Below are 25,248 nucleotides of genomic sequence, written 5' to 3'. Positions count from 1 at the left end.
GATGTTCCTTTTCAAAAGGAAAGCATGAATTGCGGATGAAACCGGCATCTTTCCTTGTTGGATGTCTCCATGATGCAGACAGCGTCTTCGATGTTTATCCAAGTACATAAAATGCTGAAAAGCCGTTTTGCTTTATGAATTTCACATAAATATTTTCATAAAATAAGTTTTTCATTATAATCAAATTTTGTCGCCGAAAAGATGCTTGCAAGCTGCGAAAAAGTTGAAATGCGTCGATTTCTTGCAAGGATCGTTCTGCAATTCAAATCTTTTCCCGATATAAAACCGCCGGGATGCCAATTTGAAATAAAAATTATTTTAACAGAAACATTATAGAAAAAATTTGATTTTTCCCCGGGCTCACAACTCAGTCTTCAACAATCTGTAAAATACACAAAATGCCAATATTAGTATTTTTTTACATATCAAAAGGTAGAAATCGGCTGTTTTGCTGATTTCTACCAATACTGCATCGTCTACATGTTGTTTTCTGCTTCTAAAATAGCACTCATCCCACTTCATTATCGTAATACCTATACAAATACATTTTCTCCTAAAATTTTATCTAATTGGAGCATATCAAATACATCTTTCACTAAAGGTTGAACGTTTTTTATTTTCACTTGAACATCCAACCCATTCTTTTTGACTGTCTCGATTAAATTTAATAACAGTCCAATCCCGGTGGAATCAACGAAAGGAACTTCTTGAAAATCAAACTCAATATTTGTATAGGTTTGCAGAGCCGGAATAATTTCTGTTTCCATTAATTCCGCGACTTCAATATCTAAATCTCCGACAAACCGGACGTATGCTTTTTCGTTCAATTGATCGAGGCTATAAGAAAACATACAAAAATTCTTCCTTTCTAAATCATGCCTGTTCGTTTTGCTGAAAAATCTTTTAATAAACGGCACGTCCTTTTCAAACGTCAACTGTTTTTATGTCGCTAAAATACAAGATTTCCATTTTTATCTAATTTCGCTATTATGTTTCTTTTCCCTTCATGAAACACATGCTTCATTTTTCCTATTTCGATGATTGTCCCTTCATTGGCATGATCAATGATAATTTTTCCATTGCTTGGCACGCTGATTTTTGTCATAACCCCGCTTTCTGAACCGCTCTCTCTCACCATGACCTCTTTTTCGGAAAATATTTCCCCACCTCTGAGGACATTTTTTATGGCGATCGTTCCACCAGCATACACTTTGCTGTTAAAACAGCCTTGTCCAGTTATAAAAATGTCCCCTCGGGAATAAATGGTGCTATTTTGAGCATACTTTAGTTTGACAAAACAGTGATCATCTTGTTCATTTTTTTGCCGCTCTAACAGTTCAGTTATTTTTTGCATGAGCTGATTGATTTTTTCGATCGTATGGTATTCATTTACAGCAGGTGAAAGGAAACATAGTCTTAACTGTTCGCTAATTGTTAGCCATTCCAGCTCTAAAATATGACTCCCATTATTGCAGGTCGCAATATATTGCTTTACAAGCGTAAGCAAATTATTGAACTTTTTTTCAAGCAAAATTTTTATTAACGGCTGTAATCCTTTTGATGAATAGTCTGACATTTTATATGCAGGGAGCTTAATGACTTGATAAATGGATTTGATCAATTGATCCATTTGTTCTTGAATACTTGTTAATAATCGAATGAGCTCGGATGAATAAATATTTTGTTTTCCTGCTGAGATTGTGCTTTTAATAAAGCTTCCATGAACGACAATGGCATTTTTCGATGAAATTGTAGCTCCATATACATTTTTTTGAATCAAAATGTTTCCATCCGCCTCTACAACCATTCCCTCTTCCACATTGCCAAGAACGTCCAGATCACCCTTAAAACGAATGTTTCCTGATAATAAATTCACATCATGAGAATGTACAAGTTTTGGCAATATAGATACTCTGACGATTAATCCCCTTTGTTCAATGAGAGGACGCCCCGTTTCTGTAGCTAAAATTTTTTTACCTTGCTCGATAAGAGCGATTCCCTTTCCCGGCTGAATCGTAAGCGGATATGTCGGTTTAGGTGGTAAAGGTTCGTTCGTAACCGTAATTCCAGGTATTCCAGGGACAGGAGGATGTACAATAGCAATGACCTGCCCTTTTTCAACTGAAGGAAACTCCTGTTTTTCACGAAAATCGACGGTTCCGTCTTCTTTTTCTTTCACTTTTGCTCCTTTATTTAAATCAACGAGAAGCTCGATTTTTCCATTTTCCCCTTCTTTTGGTTTCATGCCAGATGCAATTGTAAATTTTCCTGGCCGGTCCGTATGAATTGCTTTAATAATCTCATTATGGTTAAATCCATGAATAACTCGCAGCTCTTCCAGTTTTTTTAAAATTTGATTGTAATCAACTGCTGGAATCGTTTCAACAATTTCTTCTCCTTCTAATACAATATGCTCACTAGGTTCGATATCTTTCACTTTATACGTTTTTCGATACCCTGGTTCTATTTGTAAAAAAACATGCAGCTTGTCAGAGTCGATCGTAATATCCCATTTACCTTCCGTTACAACTTCATCCGTTTGAATTTTATACTCATCCATTTCAGTTACGATGGTTGTTCCGGTAATGAGTTGACCATTTTTATACAACTTTATTCCTTTTCCAACAGTAACGGTCGGGTATTTATTTGAAGCTGGCTGGCAATATAATTTTCCATCTTTTATCCACACTTTACCTTCTAATGAATTTTCTTTTATTGGTTCAGAGCTTGCAAATGATTCGATTTCTAACGAATCAATGATCTGTTCTAAGGGATCCTGTTTTATAGAGCTTTGCTTAGAAGATGTTTCCTGATCATCCAGCTTTGTTAATCTGACGATCGCCTGTTTAGAACCAATTTTCCAAAATCCTTTGCCGCCTTTTTCGATGATTTCAATCGAAACTTTCTCCTTATCAGTCCCTAAAATACTCAAACCTAGTTCGATCGCTTCCTGTATGTTTTTTCCTTTCGCTAAAACTGACTGATTCATTTGCATCTACCTCTCCATATAAAATTCAGGAGAAACATGTTCATTCATCTGTCGGAGTGCTTATCGAAAAATATCTTCAATGGTGTGGACGGCTGATTTTTCTGGTTTTCCTAATAAATTTCCTTGGCCAACAGGAACTTTTAACAATTTTGCCTTAGCTAAGTCCATCTCCTTTTCGATTCCTTCCAAGATAATAGTGATTTGTTGTTTTGCATATTGCACTAAAAGCGAGACAATGTGCTGTTTTTCTTTAGAACGATATAATTCTTTAGTAAAATGCCGATCAAGTTTAATATAGCTTGCTGAAAAATCAACAATTTGTTGTAAAACAGCCGTTCCATTTCCAACGCCATATAATGCTACATCAAAACCGTTTTTCTTTAACATGTTTATTTTATCTTTTAAATCTGGCAAGTCCCATATATGCTTTTCACTTGGTGTATGATTTATTTGAAATACAACTTTTTCTTGTATTTGAGGATATTGTTTCAATAACCGCTCGACAAATTTTTCGAATTGATGATGAATGAGTGTGGAAGGGAAAAGATTGACGAATATTAATGAATCATCCAAACGTTCAATCGGAAAACACGTAATCGCATTTAATATCGCCTTTATGTTCAGTTCATAAAGACATCCTTTTCCCCGTGCCAGTTCATATATTTTTTCTATGTCCATTTGGCCATCTGGAAAGGTTAAAAATGCCTCATATCCAAATACATTCCAATTATTTAAATCCCAAATCGGTTGATAAACTGATTCCATTTTATTGGCTGCACTGTTTCTCATCTTTTCCCTCCCTTGCCATGTTTTATGATATTTTTGTTCTATGTTCAATGTAACTGTATTCCAACTTATTGTCTAACCAGCCTCCAGCATGAGAGGAACGTATTTTGACTTAAGAAAAATGATAGAGGACAGAATATGTCAAAAATCCGACATTTTACGACTTTTTTATTCAAACTTACAAATATTGCCCAAATAGTTCTTTTGAACTAAAAACAATAGCAAAAAAGACCTATGACTAAATAATCATACTAAAATTATTTCATTTTTTTTAGCAGAAGTTTGAATCCAGAAGGAAAAGCTTTAGAATCGTCATTGTCTTGTATTCATGATTTTGTAACTAGGAAATTGTATTTATGAAAAAAAAAGAAGCTGCTATGATTAGCAAGCCTCCTGTTCAAGTATGAAATTCTTCTGCTTTTATCGACATTGCCGGCAAGTTTGACGTGTTCGTCTAATAAAGTTTTTTATAATTCTCATTTCCTGTATTTCCACAAGATGGTATCTTTTGCTTAAGAAAAGGTTTTCATTATCACTGGAATGAAAAAAGCTTTGATTTTCATCAAACCTTTTACTTTTGCATATTGAATATTGCAAAACACTTTGTAACAAGGCAACTGAACGGTCAGTCATTAAATTCCAACATTTCCAGCACATTAAACGGAACTCTTTTAACCTATTTGAACAAAATAACATTTTTCCCATAACTCATGCGGCATTTTCCGTAAACATAGAAAACAGTTTATATATATTAATGGTGCTGCCTGTGTTCTAGATCTTTCTTAACAGCATGATTCGTTTCTCGATTCAACATAGGCAGTTTAATCCAAAAGTCACTTCCTTCTCCTATTTTGCTAACAACCCCAAATTCCCCGTTCATCAGCTCTATCAGTTGTTTTACAAGTGAAAGTCCGAGACCGGTTCCTTCAACTTGCACATGTTGAATACGATAAAAAGGTTCATATATTTTTTTCAATTCTTCTTCGCATATCCCGATGCCGGTATCAATTATGTGAATAACTAGAAATCCGTTTTGACATTTACAGGTTATATGGATCTGTCCACCTTCAACATTATATTTAATCGCGTTATCTAACAAATTTAAAATGACTTGTTTTAATCTTAACGAATCAATGTGGATCATTTGATCCACACACTGATCAATGCTTTTGATGATTTTGATCCTTTTTTTGTTTGCCGCTGGCTTCATCAATGCTATACATTCACATATGACCGAATCAATTTGTACTTCGTCATTTGAAATTTTTATTTTTCCTGTTTCAATTCTGGAAAGATCTAAAATTTCATTAATCAAATTTAATAAATGGCGGCCTCCTTTTAAAATTTCTTCCACAAATGCTTGCTGCTGCTCCGTTAACGTTTTATCTAGTTCCAACAAATGAGAAAAACCAAGGATTCCATTTAACGGCGTTCTTAATTCATGACTCATTTTCGATAAAAATTCCGATTTCGCCATATTGGCTTTGACGGCTTCTTCTTTCGCCTGAATAATGCTGTTTTCCATCTTCTTTTGTTCTGTTATATCTTCAAACGTCCATAAATGGCCTTTCAGTTTCCCGTCCATATAAAAAGGAAAATAACTTCTTTTCAAGATTTTACTATTTTTGATGTTCACTTCATCAGAGAAATGCTTATAGGGCGTGAAAATCTTTGATACTTCCCCTGTGTTCTCTTCAACCTTTCGGCCAACGGCTGGAAAATAATTTGTGATGTTTTTCCCAATCAGCTGTTTTATTGGCTCATTGATTTGAAAAATTTTCAATATCGTCTTATTTAAGGCGATAATCTTCATTTCATGATCAATCACAACAATTCCGATTGGCAGATTGTCAATAATCGTCCGTCTTAGTGCATTCGACTCATTTAATTTCATTTCCTGCTCTTTTCTGACGGTTATGTCTACACAAGAACCGATGACTTCAACAACTTTTCCATTTTCTATAACCGGACTTAACACAGCCAAGTAATCATATCCGTTCAGCTTTCCCTCAAAATGGACAATCTCGCCATTCCAGGCTTTCTGATAAGCTCGAAGCTGCCCTTCAGCGACTTCTTTCGGCAAAAAATCCCGCAAATCCTTTCCAATAATCTCATGGGGAGAATAGCCAAGTTTATAGAGCAATTCCCCTGCACATAACGTATGGATAAACTGATCGTTTATTTTGACGAACTTAAATGTCATTCCTTGCTGACGTTCTAATGTATTCATTAAATCTTTCTGCATTTTTCGAAGTCGTTTTTGATATTGTTTTAATTCTTTCATATCTTTGGCGATGACGAAAAAACCTTCATTTTTTCCTTCAACGATCATAGGGACAAACGTTATAAGTAAAGGAATCCATTCACCTTTACTATTTTTAAACGAAACTTCCATTTCATTTTCGTTATGCTCCAACAAACGATTCATTTTCTGTTTTACCCTTTCGGTATCGTCTTGAGGCAAAAACGAAAAAATCGATTGATGAATCATTTGTTCTTTTTTTGCTTTTAAGATTTCTAATCCTTTAGGATTTATATTCGTAATCATTCCGTCGATATTAATGATGAAAACGATATACGGATTATACGAAATCAATGACTCGTAATATAGATTTGTTGTTTCAAACTTTCTTTCTAGCTTGTTTTTTTCTTTTTGAACAAATGCAAAAATCATAAAAATCATGATGATTGAAAGGAGAAGTTGATTTGCCAGCAATGTAGAAACCAAATAAATCTGCTCATATATGAATAATCCAGCTTTTTTTATTTCATTCATTACCGTGTATTGAAAAATGAAAATACCCAATCCCAAAACAATTGAAGGTATTATGATCGCTTTCATTTGAAGCTTTTGAGATCGCTTATTGTGATGGAAAAAGGCAATCACTGCTCCCGCTAAAACAAAAGCGATTAAGTTAGAAAGAACGGAATAAAATCCGTCATATTCATTCCCTTTCAATGATTTTATACCAATATAATATATTACAAAAATACTTAAACCCACTACAATCGAAATCGCCGCTGCATTAGAAACATTTTTTTGTTTATCTTTCATGGAAAAAGCAGCGAATGATGCAATGATCCCTAGCAAAAAAGATAATAACGTATAGACGGTGTGATACGTTGCAATCAAATATAAATCATCACCGAGCATGTCAATAAATTGCATTGTCCAAATTCCTAACCCTACCCATATCGTTCCTAACAATATGTATAACCACTTATCTTTTTCAGTAGACACCTGTATGTTCTGAATCATGTGAACAGAAAAAAAAGAAGCAATGATTGCCATGACGACAGATGAAATCACTAACTCCCAATTAAACAAAGCTTCCATGTTTCACACACCTTATCTTATTTGCTTACATCATAAACAAATAAAGAAGGTTAGACAATTATTTTTACTCTGTGGAACCAATTTGAACAGAACGGAACAGTTTTTTTAGTAAAATATTAAAACTGTTTTTGAAGACGGTGGAGTAATATGCCAAAGAGCTTTGCAGATAAGCGGGATACTTTTTTTAAAAAGCGGAATTTAAAGCGTCATCCTAGTATTGAAAAAACAAAAAAAGCACCGAGATTTAAGAAATTTTATAGGTGCTATTGCTCTCAAACAATCATTCTATATGAAAAATTTCATAGAAGCAATTTTAAATGTTCTTAACAATCTTTGCATTTTATTGCACCTATTGATTCAAAAATCTCTTAGTGCAGCATTGTAAATGTTATATTTATTTATTTTTGTAAAATATAAAAATTCTTTTGATTTAAAGAGTACAACTACAGAATATGACTTGCAATAATTCGATCAAGCTTCCGAATATTCACTTTTTTATTTAATAATAATTTGAATTTCCCTGCCCTAGTCCATAGTTCGAGTTCTGCATTAAGGTCAATCTTTCCTCCATTTTCAGAAGAATACATGACAATCGATTTAAATGGAATGGTGTAGATTTCCACTTTTTTACCTGTAATTCCTTGACGATCGGCAATGATTATTCTTTTGTTCGTCACGACCGCAACATCTCGAACCGTTTTATACGCAGCTTCCGCAGTTTCCCCTTCAATTAAAATTTCCTCCACTTCTTTTGGAACATCTGTCTCTTCATAAAACGTCCAAGTCATAATAGAACCTACATTTGCCATACCTGATTTCATCCCCTATTTGCTTCATTTATGAACAATAAACATAATTTTGGCAAACTGTCTTGGAGCTTATCTTACAAATGTGATAAAATCAACGTTCACTGGTTCATGCCGTTCAGATCGCAGTCTCAAGTTGATCTGTCCTCGATGGTAATGTCCGTGCAAAGCGACATGAGTTAAAATTTCCCTTAATGTATTTTGAAACTCGATTCCTTTACTGTTTTTGTAAGTGACAATGTTGTCTAAATCACGATTCGTCAAATTTTTCAAAAACGATGTAATGCTCTGTTCATTTTGTTTTGCAAGTTCTGCACAGGCATCTATATGTACATCCTCCCAAATCGCAATGTGTGAGCTGTCCAATCCTTGCAATCTTGTAAACCATAGTTTTTCAGTTAAAAGAATATGCGAAAACAAGCGCAGCGCCCCATTATTTTCCCCTTCAATCTTTTGCAAAGTGTCTAATATACGCTCGTTCGCCCAATGCAAGTGCTCAAACATCTTTTGAATCGTTTCCAATAAAAATCCTCCTTCTTTACTTTACTATGTATGCAGCAAATGCTGTTCCTTTGAGTTAACTGACAATGATTAGGTTTTATCGTATAAAAGTTCGTCAAATACACGGTGTATTTTTCGAATATTCTAATAATTTATTGTTGACAAGCTCTTGATTATGAATTCCTGTTTTTTACTGTTTTATCAAATTGGGAGATATCCAACCTTTTAAAACTTTTTGGGAAAGCCACTCCAAAGATTGTTCAGAGTTTTGCATTCTGCCTCGCAAAATGACAAGTGTTGAAACAATTATAACATGAGTTCGCTTAAAAATTTAAACATTTTTTCAGTCTGCGAGCATAATTAAGCTCTCTATTATTAATCCAACTTCTGTCAAATATTATGCAAAATTACATATTCAATATACCTGCTTGACAGCCGATTTTCTCATTGATTCGTTCAATCATTTCGCAAACTTTAAAAGTCGGATAGATCATATGCTTGCTGGACAGATCAAGCAATCAATAGTTTACTTGCTATCAGTTAGTATTTAATAATAGAAGAAGGAAAGGGGCATGCTGACATCAAACGACAAATAGTTAATATTTATATCTATAGAAGGAAAGAGGTTGTAATAGCCTGACTCTTCTTTTCAACCTTTTGAGGCATTGAAGCTCTTCATATAGAACTAGCAAAAGGAAAACCATCCCCTTTTAGGAGAGGATGGTTACTTGACATCGTAGCCTTGATCTTCAATGGCGTTTTTCATTTTTTCAATTGTTACTTTTTTGTCGTCATATTCTACCTCAACAGTTCCTTTTTCAAGTGATACTTCGACCTTTTCGACTCCGTCCAGCTCTTTTAGAGCGTTTGTAACAGCCATTTTGCAGTGATTGCAAGACATTCCTTCTACTTGAAATGTAAGATTCATTTTCATTTCCTCCTTAGTATGATTTTAAGATATTCAGATTAAATCGTTGCAAATACTTTACAGTTTAATTCGTTTTAGACGCAGCGCGTTTGTGACAACGGAAACTGAACTGAGTGCCATCGCTGCTCCGGCGATCCAAGGCTCCAAGAGGCCAAGGGCGGCAACTGGTATGCCGATTGAATTGTAGAAAAGAGCCCAAAATAAGTTTTGCCGAATGTTTTTCATCGTTTTTTGGCTCAAGGAAATCGCTTTTGGAATGTGTGTTAAATCGCCTCCGACCAAGGTGACGTCAGCCGTTTCGATGGCGACATCTGTCCCGGTTCCGATCGCCATGCCGATGTCGGCAACTGCTAGAGCGGGTGCGTCATTCATTCCGTCTCCAACCATTGCTACACGATATCCTTGCTTTTGTAGATCCTCCACGATTTTCGCTTTTTCCTCCGGAAGCACTTCAGCATATACTTGCCCGATCCCCGCTTCCTTCGCTACTGTTTCCGCTGTTCTTTTATTGTCTCCCGTTGCCATAAATATGTTGATTCCCATTTCCTTCAATGTTTGAATGGCTTTTTTTGAGCTTTCTTTAATAGTATCAGCGACAGCGATGATGCCGGAAAGCTCCCCATCAATTGCAACTAGCATAGCTGTTTTTCCTTCTGATTCAAGCTTCACCATTTTCTCCTCATGGTCTGAAGTTGCAATCGACCGTTCTTTCATCAGCTTTCTTGTGCCAACAAGTATATGTTTTCCATCTACTTTGGCTTCGATGCCATGTCCAGTCACGGCTTTAAAATGCTCCGGCTTTTGTATGTTGATGGAACGTGCTTTACCGAATTCCACAATTGCTTGGGCAAGCGGATGTTCAGAAGCGCTCTCCGCAGAAGCGGCATAATAAAGCATGCCTGTTTTTAATTCAATACAATCGGTCACTTCCGGTTTTCCTTTTGTTACCGTTCCCGTTTTGTCAAGGAGGACCGCATTGATTTTATGTGTTTCTTCTAGATGCTCTCCCCCTTTAAATAAAATCCCGTTTTCTGCCCCTTTTCCTGATCCGACCATGATCGATGTCGGCGTCGCCAATCCGAGTGCACAAGGACAGGCGATGACAAGAATAGAAATCGCTACTTCTAACGCTCTTGCCATATCATATGGCGTTATGAACAAATACCAAACAGCAAACATCACGATCGCAACGCCTACAACAATAGGAACGAATATACCGGATATGACATCGGCCATTCGCTGTATTGGCGCTTTCGATCCTTGCGCTTCTTCAACAATTTTAATGATGTTGGCAAGAGCGGTATCCTTCCCAACCTTTTCTGCCCGTATTGTTAAAAGGCCGTTTGTATTGATTGTGGAGCCAATTACTGCATCCCCTACTTTTTTCTCAACCGGGATAGATTCACCTGTGATCATCGATTCATCGACAGAAGACATTCCAGAAATGACCGTTCCATCGACTGGAATTTTTTCTCCGGGCTTTACGATTATCTCATCCCCTACTTTTACTTGCTCCAGCGGGATCCATTCTTCCTTCCCGTCACGGATGACAAGCGCGTCCTTCGCTTGCAGGCTTAACAGCTTGGAAATAGCTTCTGTCGTTCTACCTTTTGCAATCGCTTCAAAATATTTTCCAACGAGCACTAGGGTGATCAAGATTGCGCTCGTTTCAAAATATAGATGCGGCATATGATCGGAACGACCGATTGATTTGATCGCTTCGTACAAACTATAAAAGTAGGCTGCTGATGTGCCGAGCGCCACGAGCACGTCCATGTTTGCGCTTTTGTTTCTTAAAGCCCGGTAAGCTCCTGTGTAAAATGAGCCGCCGATATAAAATTGAACAGGTGTTGCCAGCAACAGCTGAAACCACGGATTCATAAACAGATCCGGCACCGCAAGCCCCGTTTCAAACGGTAAATGGGCGATCATTGTATACAATAAAGGAAGTGATAATAAAATAGAAACAATAAGCTTTCTTTTTTTATGATGCAATTGTTCTTTTTTTCGATCCGATTGATGGGTAGTCTCGTCCCGAACTTGTCCTTTATAACCAAGCTTTTTTATTTTCTCTAAAAGATCTTCAACCGAAACAACGCCTTCCCTATATTCCACAACAGCGCTGTTTGTCGCTAAATTGACAGTCGCATTTACAACGCCTTCCGTTCTTTTCAGCCCTTTTTCAATACGTGCACTGCATGCGGCACACGTCATGCCTTCAATATCCAATGTTACTTTTTCCGATTCGACGCCGTAACCTAACTGTTCAATTTTCCGCTGGATGTCTAAAAGATTTTGTTTCGAAGGGTTATAATGAATAGTTGCTTTTTCCATCGCTAAATTGACAGTTGCCTCTACTCCGTCCATTTTATTCAGCACTTTCTCAATGCGCGCGGAACATGCAGCACATGTCATGCCGGTAATGTTTAATGTGACAAGCTTCTGTTCGCTCATTTGTTCCACCTCTTATTTAGAAAACTGTTTGATCACATCCATCAGCTCGCGAATCGACTCATCACCGCTTCCTTCTTTGATCGCTTTCGCAACACAATGGCTGGCATGCCGCTCCAACAGGTTGAAACCTACTTTTTGCAGCGCAGCTTGAATGGCTGAAATTTGGACTAAAATATCAATGCAATAACGATTGTCCTCAATCATTTTTTGTACCCCGCGAACCTGCCCTTCAATCCGTTTCAGCCTCTTTAAAAGCTTGTCTATTTCATCAGAAGTTCTAGGAACCATTATTTTCTCGTGATCATGTTTTTCATTTTCTGTCACTGACACCCCTCCCTCCTTTCGTTTGTATACATTATACCCGTTATAGGTATAAAAAGCAAATGATTCATCTTTCTAGTTTTTTTTACAAAGATTCAACTCTATCAAGTCGTGAAACACAATTTTCTGCAAAAGCTGACCGCATACTTAAGAGTGGACAATAAAATTCAAAAATTGGCAAGATTCGTTTTAATAAAAAATCAGATAGCATGAGAGGTGCCTTCATGAAATTGTTTTCGTTTATAAAGAGGATGTATTTTTATATTTTTCTCTAGAACTATCGCTTATTCCCCAAAAGGAATTTCCTCGTCCAAAATTCCTCTTACAATAAATCACTCCCTACACAATGTATAGGGAGTGGTCATCATTAAAACGGAAATTGACGCTCTTTTTCTTGAACTGAAACCCATTTTGTCACGGTAAATTCGTCGACAACCCATGGATTTCCGAAACGTCCTAAACCGCTTCCTTTGTTTCCGCCGAATGGAATATTTGGAGCATCATTGACTGTTTGGTCATTGATATGGGTCATGCCTGAATCAATGGACAACGCAAGCTGTTCCCCTCTATTCAAGTCGCTGGTGAAAATAGAAGAACTTAAACCATATTCAGTGTCATTTGCCATTTCAATCGCTTCTTCATCTGATTCAGCCTTAGTGATTGTCGCGATGGGCGCAAAAACTTCTGTTTGCGCGAGCTTGCTTGAATTTTTGACATTCGTAAAGACAAATGGAGTGAGGACGTTTCCTTCTCTTTTCCCTTCTAAGACAAGTGTTGCGCCTTCCTTCTTAGCTTCTTCAATGTAGCTTAAAGCTTTTTTCAGCTGCGTTTCATTGATTAATGGTCCAATGACCGTATTGGGATCGGAAGGGTTCCCATAAGGAAGAGATTTTGCTCTGGAAACAAATTTTTCCACAAATTCATCGTAATGATCTTTATGAACGATAAAGCGATTGACGATCATACAAATTTGTCCTTGGTGGATAAACTTGCCGAAAACAGCGGCGTTCACTGCCTGGTCTACGTTGGCATCCGACAGCACGACAAACGGACTGTTGCCTCCAAGCTCCAGCGCAACCCGTTTCAAATTGCGGCCAGCAATTTCACCGATATGTCTGCCAACGGCGGTGGAGCCGGTAAAACTAATTAAGCGCGGAATCGGATTTGTCAACATTTCATCACCGATTTCAGGAATATCGGTTAAAATCATGTTGAAGACTCCTTTTGGAAGTCCGGCATATTCAAATGCTTTCGCAATGATCGAGCCTCCAACAAGACCTACCTGTATATCCGGTTTATGGACAACGCTGTTTCCTAATGCAATCGCAGGAGCGATTGTTCTCATCGATAAATTCATCGGGAAATTGAACGGTGATATTGATGAAATCACTCCGAGCGGAAGACGGTAAATTTTGTTCACTTTCCCTTCAATTGCACTTGGGACTTCCCTGACTTCATGTATGGCTCCTGCATAGTTCAAGGCTTCTTCGAGAACCTCCAGCGTCAAGTGCAATTCTACATTCGCCTTTAAAACAGTTCCGCCTGTCTCACGAGTGATAACGCTTACAATTTCATCCTGATGAGACTTTAAATATTCTTCTGCTTTTCGAATAACTTCCTTTCTTTCTTCAACAGACGATTTCGCCCATTTTTTTTGTGCCTGTTGAGCGATTTCAAATGCTTCTTGCACTTGTTCTCTTGTTGCTAAACGCACTTTTGTGATGAGGGAATTATCGTAAGGATTAACATCTTCAAATATGCTTTCGCTTTTTCCTTCAACCCATTGTCCGTTAATATAGCTTTTATTGTAGTTCTCAAATTTCTCCATTTGGTCCCCTCCTAAAAATTCCGAATTTTCAATCCAATTTTATTAGTTTATGGCGCGGCTGTCAATCATTAAGCATCATTTCATATTTTTCGTCCTGCTGTCATTGTATCAATTTGCTTGGCCCGCCATGAAATTGGCGAGCTTCTAAAAAACCTTTCATTGAGAACTGTAAGATTTTCTAGGAAGCTGCATCAACATAGCAGTTATGCTCCGTTTTATAGATAAATATGTTTCGCTGCCGACTTCCATTCCAACTCAAATCCCAAATATTTCTCGCTTTATTACGACAATGTTTAAATGATTTTCGAGTCATTTTTATTGAAATGGTTCAGAAGTTCCATTTGATTGTGCTTTTGAAAAGTGGATCAACTGTATATAGTTTTGTTCAAACATACTTTTTGGCTTCTTACATTCTAGCAAAATATTTTAAGCCGATGCATCAGCATGTTCCATTTTTACTGTGCATATAATACGGCAGTTACTTGCCTGGATCTAAAAAGCGGTGATTCAACTCTCCATAAAAATAAAATAAAGAGGATTCTCACCGCTTCCAAAAACTATCAAAACATGGTAAAATAAAAAGGAACATTTGTTCGTTTATTTTCGGTCTGCCTTTCGTCACGAATTCATGAAGGGATCAAGGGATGGAGGGTTATTTTTGAAAAGAAGATAAAAAAACATACAATGCTTTCTTTTGCTCATCATTTAAAGTAGAAAGAATATGTTCTACTTGATCATCAACAAGGGATATGTCCTCGTTATCGATCATTTTAAAAAAGCTTCCCATCGGTATATTAAATCTTTGGCAAAACTTTTGAATGAGGCTAATAGGAATTTCTTGTTCACCATTTTCGATTCTGGAAAGCCTTGGCTGAGAAATTTCCAAATCCTCGGCCAGTTGAACCATCGATATATTATACTTTTTTCGCACTTCTCTTATTTGTTCTCCGATTTTTTTATTGATTTCCATCTGTTACATTCCTTCTTTGCTACTTCATCTATAATATAGTTTAACGTTTTCCTATTTTACTTTCAATTCGTTTTGTATTACTATAAAAATGAATATTTTTTATTCATTTTTATCTTCAAAGGGTTGGGTGAGCATAGATGAACTTTGAGCAAGCTTTCAATGAATTCGCTTATAATCGAATTGAGCAAGCTTTGTTAAATCGACAAAACCGTGAGCTCAAAGCTCTATACAACGAGCTTGAAGAAAAGCTTAAAAAGCTGGGCATAGCCAAAAACGATTGCGATGATTTAAAAGGAACCATCTATTGTTTGATGGATACTCAAAATTTGCTAGTTTATAGGCAAGCACTTGCAGATGTCATTTCCTTTCTTATCAAACTGGAAGAAACAAAAGCGGGCACCGGCCAAAAATAAACAATTCTACGAAAATATTTCCCGTTCATGCTGATCAAAAGGGTTTTTGGGGGTCAAGATGTTGACAAATGAATTAAATCCTTCTTTCTATGAACATCGTAAATATTTTTCACTGCCTCTCTACATATTTAATAATGAGTATAAAAAAGACCATCATGAATCAATTATTGAACAGCATCTACATAAAAATGTAAAAAATAGGTATTTTCAAGTCCCGGAATTCGTTTTTAAAGAATTTGCCAAAGGAAATTTGTCTGAAGTGTGTGTCTGGATTTTATTGACTTGTTTTTATTTGCTCCATATAAACAAGAGAAACGGCTTTAACGAAGGGGAAATTTTGCGGCTCGTAATGGAAGCGAGGAAAAAGACATGTTCTTATCCATCATTAAAAAAATGCTTTAAGCATTGTGTTGCGGAGTTAAAGAGAAGCGGATGGATCGAGCAGAAAAACAGGCTAATCTTTCTGAAAATTTTTTGAGTATTCATTCTCTTTTTTTTAATTTTCTTGTTTGAGAGAAAAGAAAAACGCGGTTGTGAAACCGCATTTTTAAATAAAAGGGCGAAAATTATATCGTTTCAAAAAGGATTGAAACCATCTGCTTATTTTACTATTAAATCGACACCGATAACCCCGACGATGTCTCCGTTCTTATGAATGGGGAAGGAAATGGTGATGCACGGTTTTTTTGTAACAGCAGATGTATAGATGCTTGATATAAAGATTTTATTTTTACTAGCTTCGATAAACCAAGGACGGGCTTTTGCATTTATTAAGCCTGCAGAAGGGTTGGAATAAACGAATGTACCGTCCAGTCGATTCGACCAAATAGCTTCGATATGCTCGTTCTCCTCAAAAAATTGATCCAATGCTTTTTTATGAACATCCGCATCTAGTTCATACAATGGAAATTGTGATAAAAGATTCATCACTTTTTCTTTCATTTCATTGATTTTTGCCAAATCTATTTCTGTAATTTGTTGAAGCTGATCCCTTTTGACTAACGTTTGCAGCTCTTTAGAGGTTTGATCCAATGTCTCGCTGATGGCAATCATCTCTTCAATATGCTGGTGCTGCTTATCCATATCTTCTGAAACTCTCAGTGCATATGTTTTATTTTCATGAGCCATATCTGATATTTGCTTGAGCACCGTAGTAATTTCCTGTACATGATCACACTGCAATTCGACAGCGTCTTTCGAATCCGATACCATTGATGTGATTTTACCCAACGATGTTTGAAAGGAATGGATAACATCAATTAAAGATAGTAATTCAGCCACATTCTTTTTCATCTGATCGTTTTCCGATTTTACCATTTTGGTCGAAAACTCAATTTCTGATTGAATCGAAGAAAGAATTTGATGTGTTTCTTCAACCGCATCATGCGTTTGGTTTGCTAAATTTCCAATTTCATTTGCAACGACCGAGAAGCTTTTCCCATGTATTCCGGCTCTTGCCGATTCGATATTTGCATTTAATGCAAGTATTTTTGTTTTTAGAGAAATCGCTCCAATCGAAGAAAGAATGTGATCCATTTGTTTGGAAAAAGAAACGAGCCGATCCATTTGATCAAGAATTTTCAAATGATTTTGCCGCAGCTGTTCCGTTTCTTCTTGTATTTTTTGCAGCTGCGTTTTCGATTTTACGAGCTGTTCATAAAATAATATACTTGAGGAATGTATCTCTTGAGAAGATGCTGTGATTTTCACAGCTGCCTCTTCAATTTTACGCATCTTTTCTGAAACGTTATTTGTGTCTTGCGCGGTCTGCTCAATATGCTCTAATAGCTGAAACGTGCTTTTTTTACTCGAGGAAGATCGTTCATCAAGGGAAACAGCGGTTAATTTCATTTGCTCAATGACGCCTTTTAATTGATCCGCAGCAACTTCCACCTGTGCCGCAAACGAATCCTCCATTTGTTTTTTTTGTCTATCTTCTTCATGATCCGCTGCTCGATTCCATTTTTTTAAAAACAGCATATTTATCACCTACTGTCTCCACTAATTTACTCTTTATTGTAACAAGCCGAACAAGAACGAAACATAATTTATGTCACATAATCTGACACAAAACATTTCAATATACAACCATTCGACAGATGCTACCTTTTTTCTCGTTTTTTCTTTATCATTGTTGAATTTTGCGCTTTCCCGAGAAATAATTTTTATTTACAAAAAAAATACTCTCCTTCCGTGCATAAAAGTCGGAGAGTTTATCAAACTGTTATTCTCTTTCATTCAAACTTTCCTGTTTGATAGTCGACGATTGCTTGCCGTATTTCTTCTTACGTGTTCATAACAAACGGACCGTAAGCTGTGACAGGTTCATGGAGAGGTTCTCCCGCATATAGAAGCAGCCGGAGTTTGTCTGTCGTTGTGACGGTTATGTAGCTTTCCTCTCCCTCAGCACCCTTTGTTAAAAACAGCACTTGCCCTTTTTCCCCTTTTGTTTTAGACGCACCAAACAAGCCTTTTCCTTCTAAAATATAAAGAAAACCATTATAGTTTTCCGGAAGATCTTGATGAACGGACGCATCAGGTTCCAGAATCATTTCCACCATCGTGACAGGAACGTAATTTTTTAGTCGGCGCTTGAATACCTTTTGACGAACCAGAAAAAATCCGAATCAACGCTCCTTTTTCTTTTCTAACTGGCCTGTCAGCACTTTTCAAATTTTGATAGCGGGGAGCGGTCAGTTTTTTTGAACTCGGCAAATTAACCCACAGCTGCAGACTGTGAACGGTAGATCCAGGTGCAGGATCTTCTTGATGGATTACTCCTCTTCCAGCAGTCATCCATTGAACATCCCCGGCTTTGCTTGCCATATCCATTTTTGTTATCAAAATGCTCCAAAATCCCGTCAATTACATATGTGACAGTTTCGATTCCCCGATGGGGATGAAGGTCAAACGTCCCTTGCTGAAAAATATCCTCCGCAAGCATTAAAATCGATCATATTCCTCCCAATTACCAGGTTCTAACACAAACCCATTAGTATGAGTCGGATTATTCGTTTGTAACGCAACATTTTTAATTTTGCGTATATCCCTTTCCATACAAGCCTTATCTATTTTCTGCTTTTTGCAAGTAATCAATAATCCCTTGCGCACAAATGCCCATATCGATTTTTAAATACTCGTGCACTTGATGATCTTCGGAAATATGTTTTTTCTTTAAGTAATCTTGCAGCGTGCTGTACAATCTATCAGATAGAAGCTTTGATCTTTCTTCAAACGGCAAGCTTCCATGCTCTTTTACAACCGCTTTGCCTTGATCTACAAAAATGTCCAGCCAATATTTTAGCTGTTTATAAACTTCCTCTGGATGCTCGCTCATGCCAAAATGACCGAAAAATATTTTCGAAACGTTTAATGCTTCGATTCTTTCACATGATTCAAGCATTTTATCCGGATCAAACTGGTTAGGAGAAGTAGACGGCAAATAAAACTCTAAGTCTGAATCTAAGAGCATTGAATAAAAAACTCCGATCGTGTCGCCGGTAAAGATGCCGTTGCTTTTGGAATCATGTATACAAAAATGGTGATTCGCATGACCTGGTGTGTGATAAAACGTCAGCACGCGATCATCGCCTACTTGAAGCGTTTCCAAATCTTCTTTTACAACTAGCTGGTCTTCTGGCACGGGCAAAATCGGATCAAACAATTTTTGAAATTGCTCCTCTCCATACACCATTTTGGCGCTGGCAATTAATCTGGATGGATCTTGCAAATGACGTTTCCCGCGGGGATGGACGAACACTTTTGCTTTTGGGCAATGTTTAAGGAAAAGCCCGACACCTCCCGAATGATCTAAATGAATGTGCGTAACAATGATGTTTTGAACATCCTTCGGATCAATTCCTAAACTATCAAGACCTTTTAATAAATATGGGACAGACGGGCTCGCGCTTGTTTCGATGATGGTCAGCTCTTTTTCGTGAAGAACGTAAGCCCCTGTTCTGTTTTCTAATCCTAAGTCAAAAAGATCAATTAATGTGATGTCATCGCCAATGTTTTGTACCTTCAATGTTATGTGACTCCTTTCTTTTATTTGCCTACTACATAATTCAACAAAAAAAGATTAATTTCCTTTTCCAAACTTTTTGTTGATTGGTTAAAATTTTTTGATGACAAATTTTTTATTTTAATATATAATATCAATGCTGACGTTTTTCGGGAAGTAGCTCAGCTTGGCAGAGCACCACGTTCGGGACGTGGGGGTCGCAGGTTCAAATCCTGTCTTCCCGACCATGGAGAAGTACCCAAGTGGTTGAAGGGGACGCACTCGAAATGCGTTAGGGCGGGCAACCGCCGCGTGAGTTCGAATCTCACCTTCTCCGTTTAAAAAACGCGCTTTTTAGCGCGTTTTTTTATTGCCGGAATTTGAATAATTGACCCTTTTAAAAATTTTTCAAAACAATTGATATTCTTATTTTCATAAAAACTGTTTCAGCAAGTTATGCAAAAAACCTGAAAAGCCTATTTAGTGCTTTTCAGGTTTTTTGCTTATCATTCCTCGATTGGAGCTTTTCTTCTAAATTTGCTTAATACTTCATAGACGATTGGAACAATGATGAGAGTCAGCAAAGTCGAGCTGGTCAATCCGCCGATGACGGTTAAACCAAGTCCTCTCGAGATCATGCCTCCATCTCCTTCATAACCTAATGCGAGAGGAAGCAATGCTCCAACTGTTGCCAGCGCAGTCATTAAAATCGGTCTTAGACGAGTTGCCCCTGCTTCAATGAGCGCATCTCTTGTAGAAAGTCCTTCACGCTCTTTATGAATGACACGGTCAATTAACACAATCGCATTCGTCACAACAATACCGATTAACATGAGCGCACCGATCAAAGCTGAAACGCTCAATGTTTCTCCCCCAAGCCATAGCGCTACAAATCCGCCGATGACGGTAAATGGAAGTGAAAATAGAATGGCAAAAGGCGCAAGTCCTTGACTAAACGTAACCACCAGCACAAAGTAGACAACAGCGATGGCAGCGAGCATAGCCAATCCTAATTGTGAAAACGACTCATTGATCTGTTCGGACACTCCACCTGTTTCAATGTTCACACCAGGCGGCAATTCTAAACCATCTATTTTCTTTTGAATGTTTGCATTTACTTGGCTAACGTCATTAGTAGTAATCTCTCCGCTGACTGATACTGCAAATTTTCCGTCGCGTCTAGTAATCGTATTGGATGTTTCGCCTTCTTTTACTTTCGCTACATCTCCAATTTTCACATTCATGCCAAGTGGGGACTGAATGGTTTTCTTTTTCATCTCATCAATCGAATCAAATGTTTGCTCTTCCCCTTCAATATAAACTTCAATGTCTTGACCTTCTTTTTGGATTGTTGTTAAAACCGGCCGTTCATGGTGTTGGCTTAATGCCATCGCAATTTGCCCAGCGGTCAATCCTAGCTTGCTCATCTTTTCTTGATCAACAACAAACGTGAACTCATCATAAGTTTTCGATAAACCTGATTCGACATTTTTCAAGTTTTTTTCATCTTCCAAGATTTTTTGCACTTTTTGGGCGACAGGCTCAATATCTTCCATCGAATCGCCAAACACATACAATGTGTACTCATTGCTTGCCATCATCATGTCAATGGTGCCCCAATCGCCTTTTTCGTTCGTTAATTCATTTAAGTCTTTAACAATTTTCTCCTTTTCTTTTTCAAAATTCGGTGTGTCATCTTCATACATAATAAAGAAAATGGCCTGATTTCGATTTCCAGGATTCATCGGATTTTCGCTTCCGACAGACAATTGAATCGTTTTTACATGATCACGGTCGACAAGGAAATCTTCTGCCTTCAATGCGATATCTTCTACTTCTTCCAGCGTTTGCCCTGGATCCGGATCATACGTTAAGATAACTTGCTTTTCTTGTTCATTCGGCAAAAAGCTTACACCGATGACAGGAATTAAAAACAGACTGGAGACAAGAAGCAGAATCGCAATCAATGATGTTATCCATTTATGGTTCAAAGACCAATTTAATATTTTTTTATAGTTAGTAACCAAAAAGCCAGCTTCCTTTTCTTTTTCGCCTTTCCGTTTTACTCCTTTTTTAAATAAAACGTGAGCAAGTGCCGGCACAATAGTAATCGCCACTAAAAGGGACGCTAAAAGCGAGAATACAATCGTAAGGGCAAACGGCATAAATAGCTGTCCGACCATCCCTTCGACAAATGCGAGCGGCAAGAAAACCGCTATCGTCACAATGGTTGAGGACATAATAGGAATAAACATTTCTTTTGTCGCTGCAATAATCAGCTCTTTCCCTTTTAACGGCTCCCCTTTTAATGTCATCCGTCTGTAAATATTTTCAATGACGACAATCGAATCGTCAATGACGCGGCCGATCGCCATTGTGATAGCTCCAAGCGTCATCATGTTCAACGTGATGTCCATTTCACGCAAAATGATTAATGCAATTAATATGGAAAGCGGAATTGACACCACGGAAATCAACGTTGAACGAATGTTGCGCAAAAACAGCAAAATGACAATAACTGCAAAAATCGAACCGAACAGAGCTTTATTCAGCATTGTTTCAACAGATTTTTCAATCGGTTCTGCTTGGTCCAGCGTTGAAACGACTCCGAGGCCTTTATATTCGTCTTTTAATTCATCCAATTTTTCTTTTACTTTATTTACGACTTCAACTGTATTCGCATCAGTAGCTTTTACAATTTGCAGTCCGATTGCTTCTTTTCCGTTCGTTCTTGATACGGATTCAGCTTTTCCGACGATTTCGATATCGGCAATTTCTCCTAATTCGACTGTTGGCAATTCAATGCTTTGCTGCTGGATCGCCTGATTTGGCGCTGCACCATTTGCTCCAGACAAACCGTTTGGCACTTGGCTCATTTGCGCCTCTCCGGCTTGCTGCCCTTGTGCTGATCCTGTGACTGGGATTTTAAGCTTTTTCAAATCGTCAATTGTCGTAATATTTCCGTCAACGACAACAGACTTTTCCGTGTCTTTAAATGTATAAAGACCTAATGGCGCACGGAGATCCGCACCTTGAATATAATTTTTTATTGTTTCCTCATTTAGCCCGAGCTCTTTTAATTTGTCTTGATGAAAAACAAGCCGCCCCTCTTCTACCTGCTGTCCAGAAGTTACAATGCTTTCTACTCCATCAATTCCTTTCAATTCAGGAACAATGATGTCTTCAACCAGTTCAGTTAATTCAGGAAGTGTTTTTCCTTCATCAAAAAAGCTCACTGTATAAACAGGGAAAGCGTTCATGCTAAATCTTGCAATTTTAGGCTCTCCTGCTCCATCAGGAAGTTCGACTTGTTCGATTGCCTTTTCAGCTTCCTCTTCTGCTCGTTCCATATCTTTTTCAAATTTGTATTCGATTTGAATAGAAGATGCATTTTCAAACGAATTAGAGCTGACGATTTCCACCCCGTTCAAATTGCGAACAGCTTCTTCAATAGGAACCGTCACTTTCTCTTGTACTTCTTCAGGGGTTGCACCTGGATATGTAGTCGTAACACTTATGATGGGAGTGTTTATGTCCGGGATCGTCTCCAGCTTCATATTAAATCCAGAAAATAGTCCCGCAAAAATTGCAATGATAGTTAAAATCCAAATAGCCAGTTTATTACGGAGCGAAAATTTAATAATGTTCTCCACCAAGTCCCATTCCTTTCATGAAGATTTGACAATTCTCCTTTTTTTATACATACTTATAGTAAGTTGACTATATAGTCATTATAATTGACCGGTTAACTAGTAGTCAACTAAACTAATAAAATTTTTTCCGACAATAAGGGGATGTTCATGTGAAAGAAAAAGAACGTTTAATCATTGAAGCTGCGATGAAGCTGTTTGCTCGAAAAGGCGTTTCTTCCACCTCCATCCAAGAAATTACCAATGCATGTGGCATTCCGAAAGGTTCGTTTTATTTTTATTTCAAGTCAAAAGACGAGCTGTTAATTAAATTATTGGAGCAGTTTTTTAGTCAGTTAAAGAAAAAAACGGAGCAAATCGGGGCAAATTACGAAAATCCAAAAGAGCGGTTTATTAAACAATTGTCTGTTCAATTAAAAGAATTTTTGGCGCATAAAGAAATATTTATTACGCAGATGCATGAAAATTTAAAAGAAAATAATGAAAAAATTGATTCGTTGTTACAAAACCTAAGAAACGATTTTTTTCATTTTTTAACAAACAATCTGAAAAACATTTACGGCAAGTCAATTGATAAGTATATAGCAGATGTAAACATTATCGTTCAAGGAATCTTTTTTTCATTCATTCAGTTCCTCATATTTGAAAATAGGGTGAGAGTAGATGAGGAAAAATTGGCAAAATACATTTTGCAAACAGCAGATGATTTAGTCAAAGGAATGCTGGCAAAACAAAATGACCCCATCATTCCAGCTGAGATCATGACCAAAATGTTCAATCATCCTCAATCCCCTAGCCATCCGTTGAACATTTTAAATGAGATAAAAGAAATGAGCCGTTCTATAATCGATGATGGACAGTTAAACATTACGATTGAAGTGTTAGAAGCTGAAATAACGGCTGAAAAGCCAAGAACTCCGGTCATTAAAGGAATGTTGTCAAATCTCCATGAATATCCTGAACTACGCTACTTGGCCAATCAACTAGCTGATTATTTTCAAATTAAATGAGCCTCTAAAGGGTTTAATTCCTTTAGAGGCTGTATTTTTACTCCAGCTCCAACGCTTTTGTTTCTTGTCCAAACAATAGAACAGCTAATGCTCCAATAATAATGGCAGCGCAAAAAATTGAAAAAATGGCTACCATGGAAACTTTGAGAGCGGCTAAATAACCAACTAATAAAGGCCCGAAAATGCCACCAATTCTTCCAAACGATGCGGCCATTCCCGCACCTGTCCCGCGAATTTCTGTTGGATAAAGCTCAGGTGTATAAGCATAAAGCGCTCCCCAAGCCCCTAAGTTAAAAAATGATAAAAAGATTCCAGATATTAAAAGCTCTGCCGTTGTATCGGAAAATCCGAAAAAGAATGCGCTCAGTGCAGTGCCAAATAAATAAAGAGAAAGAACAAATTTTCTACCGATTCGTTCAATGAGCCACGCCGCACTAAAGTATCCCGGAAGCTGTGCAATCGTCATAATAAGAACATACTCAAAGCTTTGCACTAAACTGTAGCCTTTCATCATCACAACGCTTGGAAGCCATAAAAACATCCCGTAATAAGAAAAAACAACAGAAAACCACAACACCCAAAGTACAGCTGTTTGTTTCACATATTTTTTTGACCAGACAGCTGCGATATTTTTCCATACATTTGATTTTGTTTGTATCGATTTGAATTTTTTTGAATCCGGAAGCTTCATGCGCAAATAAATCGCATAAAAAGCCGGAAGAGCTGTTAAAATAAGGGCGAGACGCCAGCCAAATTGAGGGATAACAAAATAAGATATAATTGCCGCGATCAACCATCCTGCAGCCCAAAAACTTTCAAGCAGCACGACCATTCTTCCCCGATCCTTTGTCGGCGAGCTTTCTGATACTAGCGTTGATGCTACTGGCAATTCACCCCCCAGCCCCATGCCGATAAAAAATCTTAACAGCAAAAATACTGCTAATGTGGTTGTAAAAGCCGACAGGCCGCTGCCGATCGAAAATAACAATAATGTGATAATAAAGACAGTTTTTCTGCCAATTTTGTCTGACAAGAGACCGAAGAAAAATGCCCCTACAGCCATGCCGATCGAGTTGATGCTCCCGATCCAGCTCATTTGTTCTGCCGTCAAATTCCAATCTTCTTTTAACGCGGCAATGATAAAAGATAAAATGCCGACATCCATTGCATCAAAAAGCCATGCGAGTCCCGCAATGCCTAATAGCTTTTTTGTTGACATCTCTTTCATCTTGTCAACTTCACCTCTTTCTGA

The 25,248-nt window shown here is 37.5% G+C and carries 17 protein-coding genes, 2 tRNA genes and 1 pseudogene; 4 read left to right on the top strand and 16 right to left on the bottom strand.

Translation table 11 applies throughout. The annotated features are described in order from the left end of the window. Nucleotides 1-533: 533 nt before the first annotated feature. From FB379_RS03670 to FB379_RS03620, 11 genes are all read right to left on the bottom strand, one after another. Entirely contained in the window at nucleotides 534-851 is a 318-nt protein-coding gene (locus FB379_RS03670; protein WP_063389572.1) for an STAS domain-containing protein, read from the bottom strand. A gap of 98 nt (nucleotides 852-949) precedes the next feature. Then, a complete protein-coding gene (locus tag FB379_RS03665) occupies nucleotides 950-2,989 on the bottom strand; it encodes a FapA family protein (RefSeq protein WP_144597023.1) in 2,040 nt (679 codons plus the stop codon). A 60-nt stretch (nucleotides 2,990-3,049) separates the two neighbouring features. Beyond that, a complete protein-coding gene (locus FB379_RS03660; RefSeq protein WP_066246638.1) occupies nucleotides 3,050-3,778 on the bottom strand; it encodes an EAL domain-containing protein in 729 nt (242 codons plus the stop codon). Between the two features lie 748 nt (nucleotides 3,779-4,526). Further along, a complete protein-coding gene (locus FB379_RS03655; protein ID WP_144597021.1) occupies nucleotides 4,527-7,112 on the bottom strand; it encodes a PAS domain S-box protein in 2,586 nt (861 codons plus the stop codon). A 443-nt stretch (nucleotides 7,113-7,555) separates the two neighbouring features. Beyond that, the gene (locus FB379_RS03650; protein ID WP_063389575.1) at nucleotides 7,556-7,921 is read right to left on the bottom strand and encodes a PH domain-containing protein; all 366 of its coding nucleotides are present in this window, start codon (nucleotides 7,919-7,921) and stop codon (nucleotides 7,556-7,558) included. 69 nt (nucleotides 7,922-7,990) lie between these two features. Then, nucleotides 7,991-8,440, bottom strand: a complete 450-nt coding sequence (locus tag FB379_RS03645) for a DinB family protein (protein WP_063389576.1) — start codon at nucleotides 8,438-8,440, stop codon at nucleotides 7,991-7,993. A gap of 703 nt (nucleotides 8,441-9,143) precedes the next feature. After that, on the bottom strand, nucleotides 9,144-9,347 hold the full coding sequence (gene copZ / locus FB379_RS03640; protein WP_094245704.1) for a copper chaperone CopZ: 204 nt from the start codon (nucleotides 9,345-9,347) through the stop codon (nucleotides 9,144-9,146). A gap of 57 nt (nucleotides 9,348-9,404) precedes the next feature. Further along, entirely contained in the window at nucleotides 9,405-11,801 is a 2,397-nt protein-coding gene (locus tag FB379_RS03635; protein ID WP_144597019.1) for a heavy metal translocating P-type ATPase, read from the bottom strand. Nucleotides 11,802-11,813: 12 nt separating this feature from the next. Continuing rightward, nucleotides 11,814-12,089, bottom strand: coding sequence for a metal-sensing transcriptional repressor (locus FB379_RS03630; RefSeq protein ID WP_063389602.1), 276 nt, complete (start codon nucleotides 12,087-12,089; stop codon nucleotides 11,814-11,816). Nucleotides 12,090-12,489: 400 nt separating this feature from the next. Beyond that, nucleotides 12,490-13,950 carry an aldehyde dehydrogenase family protein gene (locus tag FB379_RS03625; RefSeq protein WP_144597017.1) on the bottom strand — a complete coding sequence of 487 codons (1,461 nt, stop codon included), beginning with the start codon at nucleotides 13,948-13,950 and terminating at the stop codon, nucleotides 12,490-12,492. A 652-nt stretch (nucleotides 13,951-14,602) separates the two neighbouring features. Next, on the bottom strand, nucleotides 14,603-14,920 hold the full coding sequence (locus FB379_RS03620) for a helix-turn-helix domain-containing protein (protein ID WP_063389580.1): 318 nt from the start codon (nucleotides 14,918-14,920) through the stop codon (nucleotides 14,603-14,605). 137 nt (nucleotides 14,921-15,057) lie between these two features. Here FB379_RS03620 and FB379_RS03615 point away from each other — a divergent pair, with 137 nt between their 5' ends. Then, nucleotides 15,058-15,333 (top strand): hypothetical protein, encoded by a 276-nt coding sequence (locus FB379_RS03615; protein WP_063389581.1) that lies wholly within the window; start codon nucleotides 15,058-15,060, stop codon nucleotides 15,331-15,333. 600 nt (nucleotides 15,334-15,933) lie between these two features. On the opposite strand, the gene FB379_RS03610 is transcribed toward FB379_RS03615, so the two are convergent. The 3 genes and pseudogenes from FB379_RS03610 to FB379_RS03600 all read right to left on the bottom strand — a co-directional run bounded on the left by FB379_RS03610 (nucleotide 15,934) and on the right by FB379_RS03600 (nucleotide 19,366). Further along, entirely contained in the window at nucleotides 15,934-17,313 is a 1,380-nt protein-coding gene (locus FB379_RS03610; protein WP_144597015.1) for a methyl-accepting chemotaxis protein, read from the bottom strand. A gap of 305 nt (nucleotides 17,314-17,618) precedes the next feature. Continuing rightward, a pseudogene (locus FB379_RS03605) lies at nucleotides 17,619-18,390 on the bottom strand (pirin family protein). Nucleotides 18,391-18,397: 7 nt separating this feature from the next. Next, on the bottom strand, nucleotides 18,398-19,366 hold the full coding sequence (locus FB379_RS03600) for an MBL fold metallo-hydrolase (protein ID WP_133309079.1): 969 nt from the start codon (nucleotides 19,364-19,366) through the stop codon (nucleotides 18,398-18,400). A gap of 141 nt (nucleotides 19,367-19,507) precedes the next feature. On the opposite strand from FB379_RS03600, the gene FB379_RS03595 reads away from it, so the two are divergent. Both FB379_RS03595 and FB379_RS03590 read left to right on the top strand, forming a co-directional pair. Then, nucleotides 19,508-19,584, top strand: a tRNA-Pro gene (locus FB379_RS03595). A 1-nt stretch (nucleotide 19,585) separates the two neighbouring features. Next, a tRNA-Ser gene (locus tag FB379_RS03590) sits at nucleotides 19,586-19,673 on the top strand. Between the two features lie 169 nt (nucleotides 19,674-19,842). Here FB379_RS03590 and FB379_RS03585 read toward each other — a convergent pair. Further along, nucleotides 19,843-22,989 (bottom strand): efflux RND transporter permease subunit, encoded by a 3,147-nt coding sequence (locus tag FB379_RS03585; RefSeq protein ID WP_066246621.1) that lies wholly within the window; start codon nucleotides 22,987-22,989, stop codon nucleotides 19,843-19,845. A 149-nt stretch (nucleotides 22,990-23,138) separates the two neighbouring features. Here FB379_RS03585 and FB379_RS03580 point away from each other — a divergent pair, with 149 nt between their 5' ends. Beyond that, nucleotides 23,139-23,996: a TetR/AcrR family transcriptional regulator gene (locus FB379_RS03580; RefSeq protein WP_144597013.1), complete on the top strand. Its 858-nt coding sequence runs from the start codon at nucleotides 23,139-23,141 to the stop codon at nucleotides 23,994-23,996. A gap of 37 nt (nucleotides 23,997-24,033) precedes the next feature. Here the strand turns inward: FB379_RS03580 and FB379_RS03575 are convergent, their stop codons facing one another. After that, entirely contained in the window at nucleotides 24,034-25,224 is a 1,191-nt protein-coding gene (locus FB379_RS03575) for an MFS transporter (protein ID WP_063389587.1), read from the bottom strand. Nucleotides 25,225-25,248: the final 24 nt, after the last annotated feature.

It is taken from the genome of Aeribacillus composti, assembly GCF_007827555.1.
GTDB classification, from domain to species: Bacteria; Bacillota; Bacilli; order Bacillales; family Aeribacillaceae; genus Aeribacillus; species Aeribacillus composti.
The sequence above is the reverse complement of the archived record's forward strand: the minus strand, read 5'-3'. Positions and strand labels throughout refer to the sequence as shown.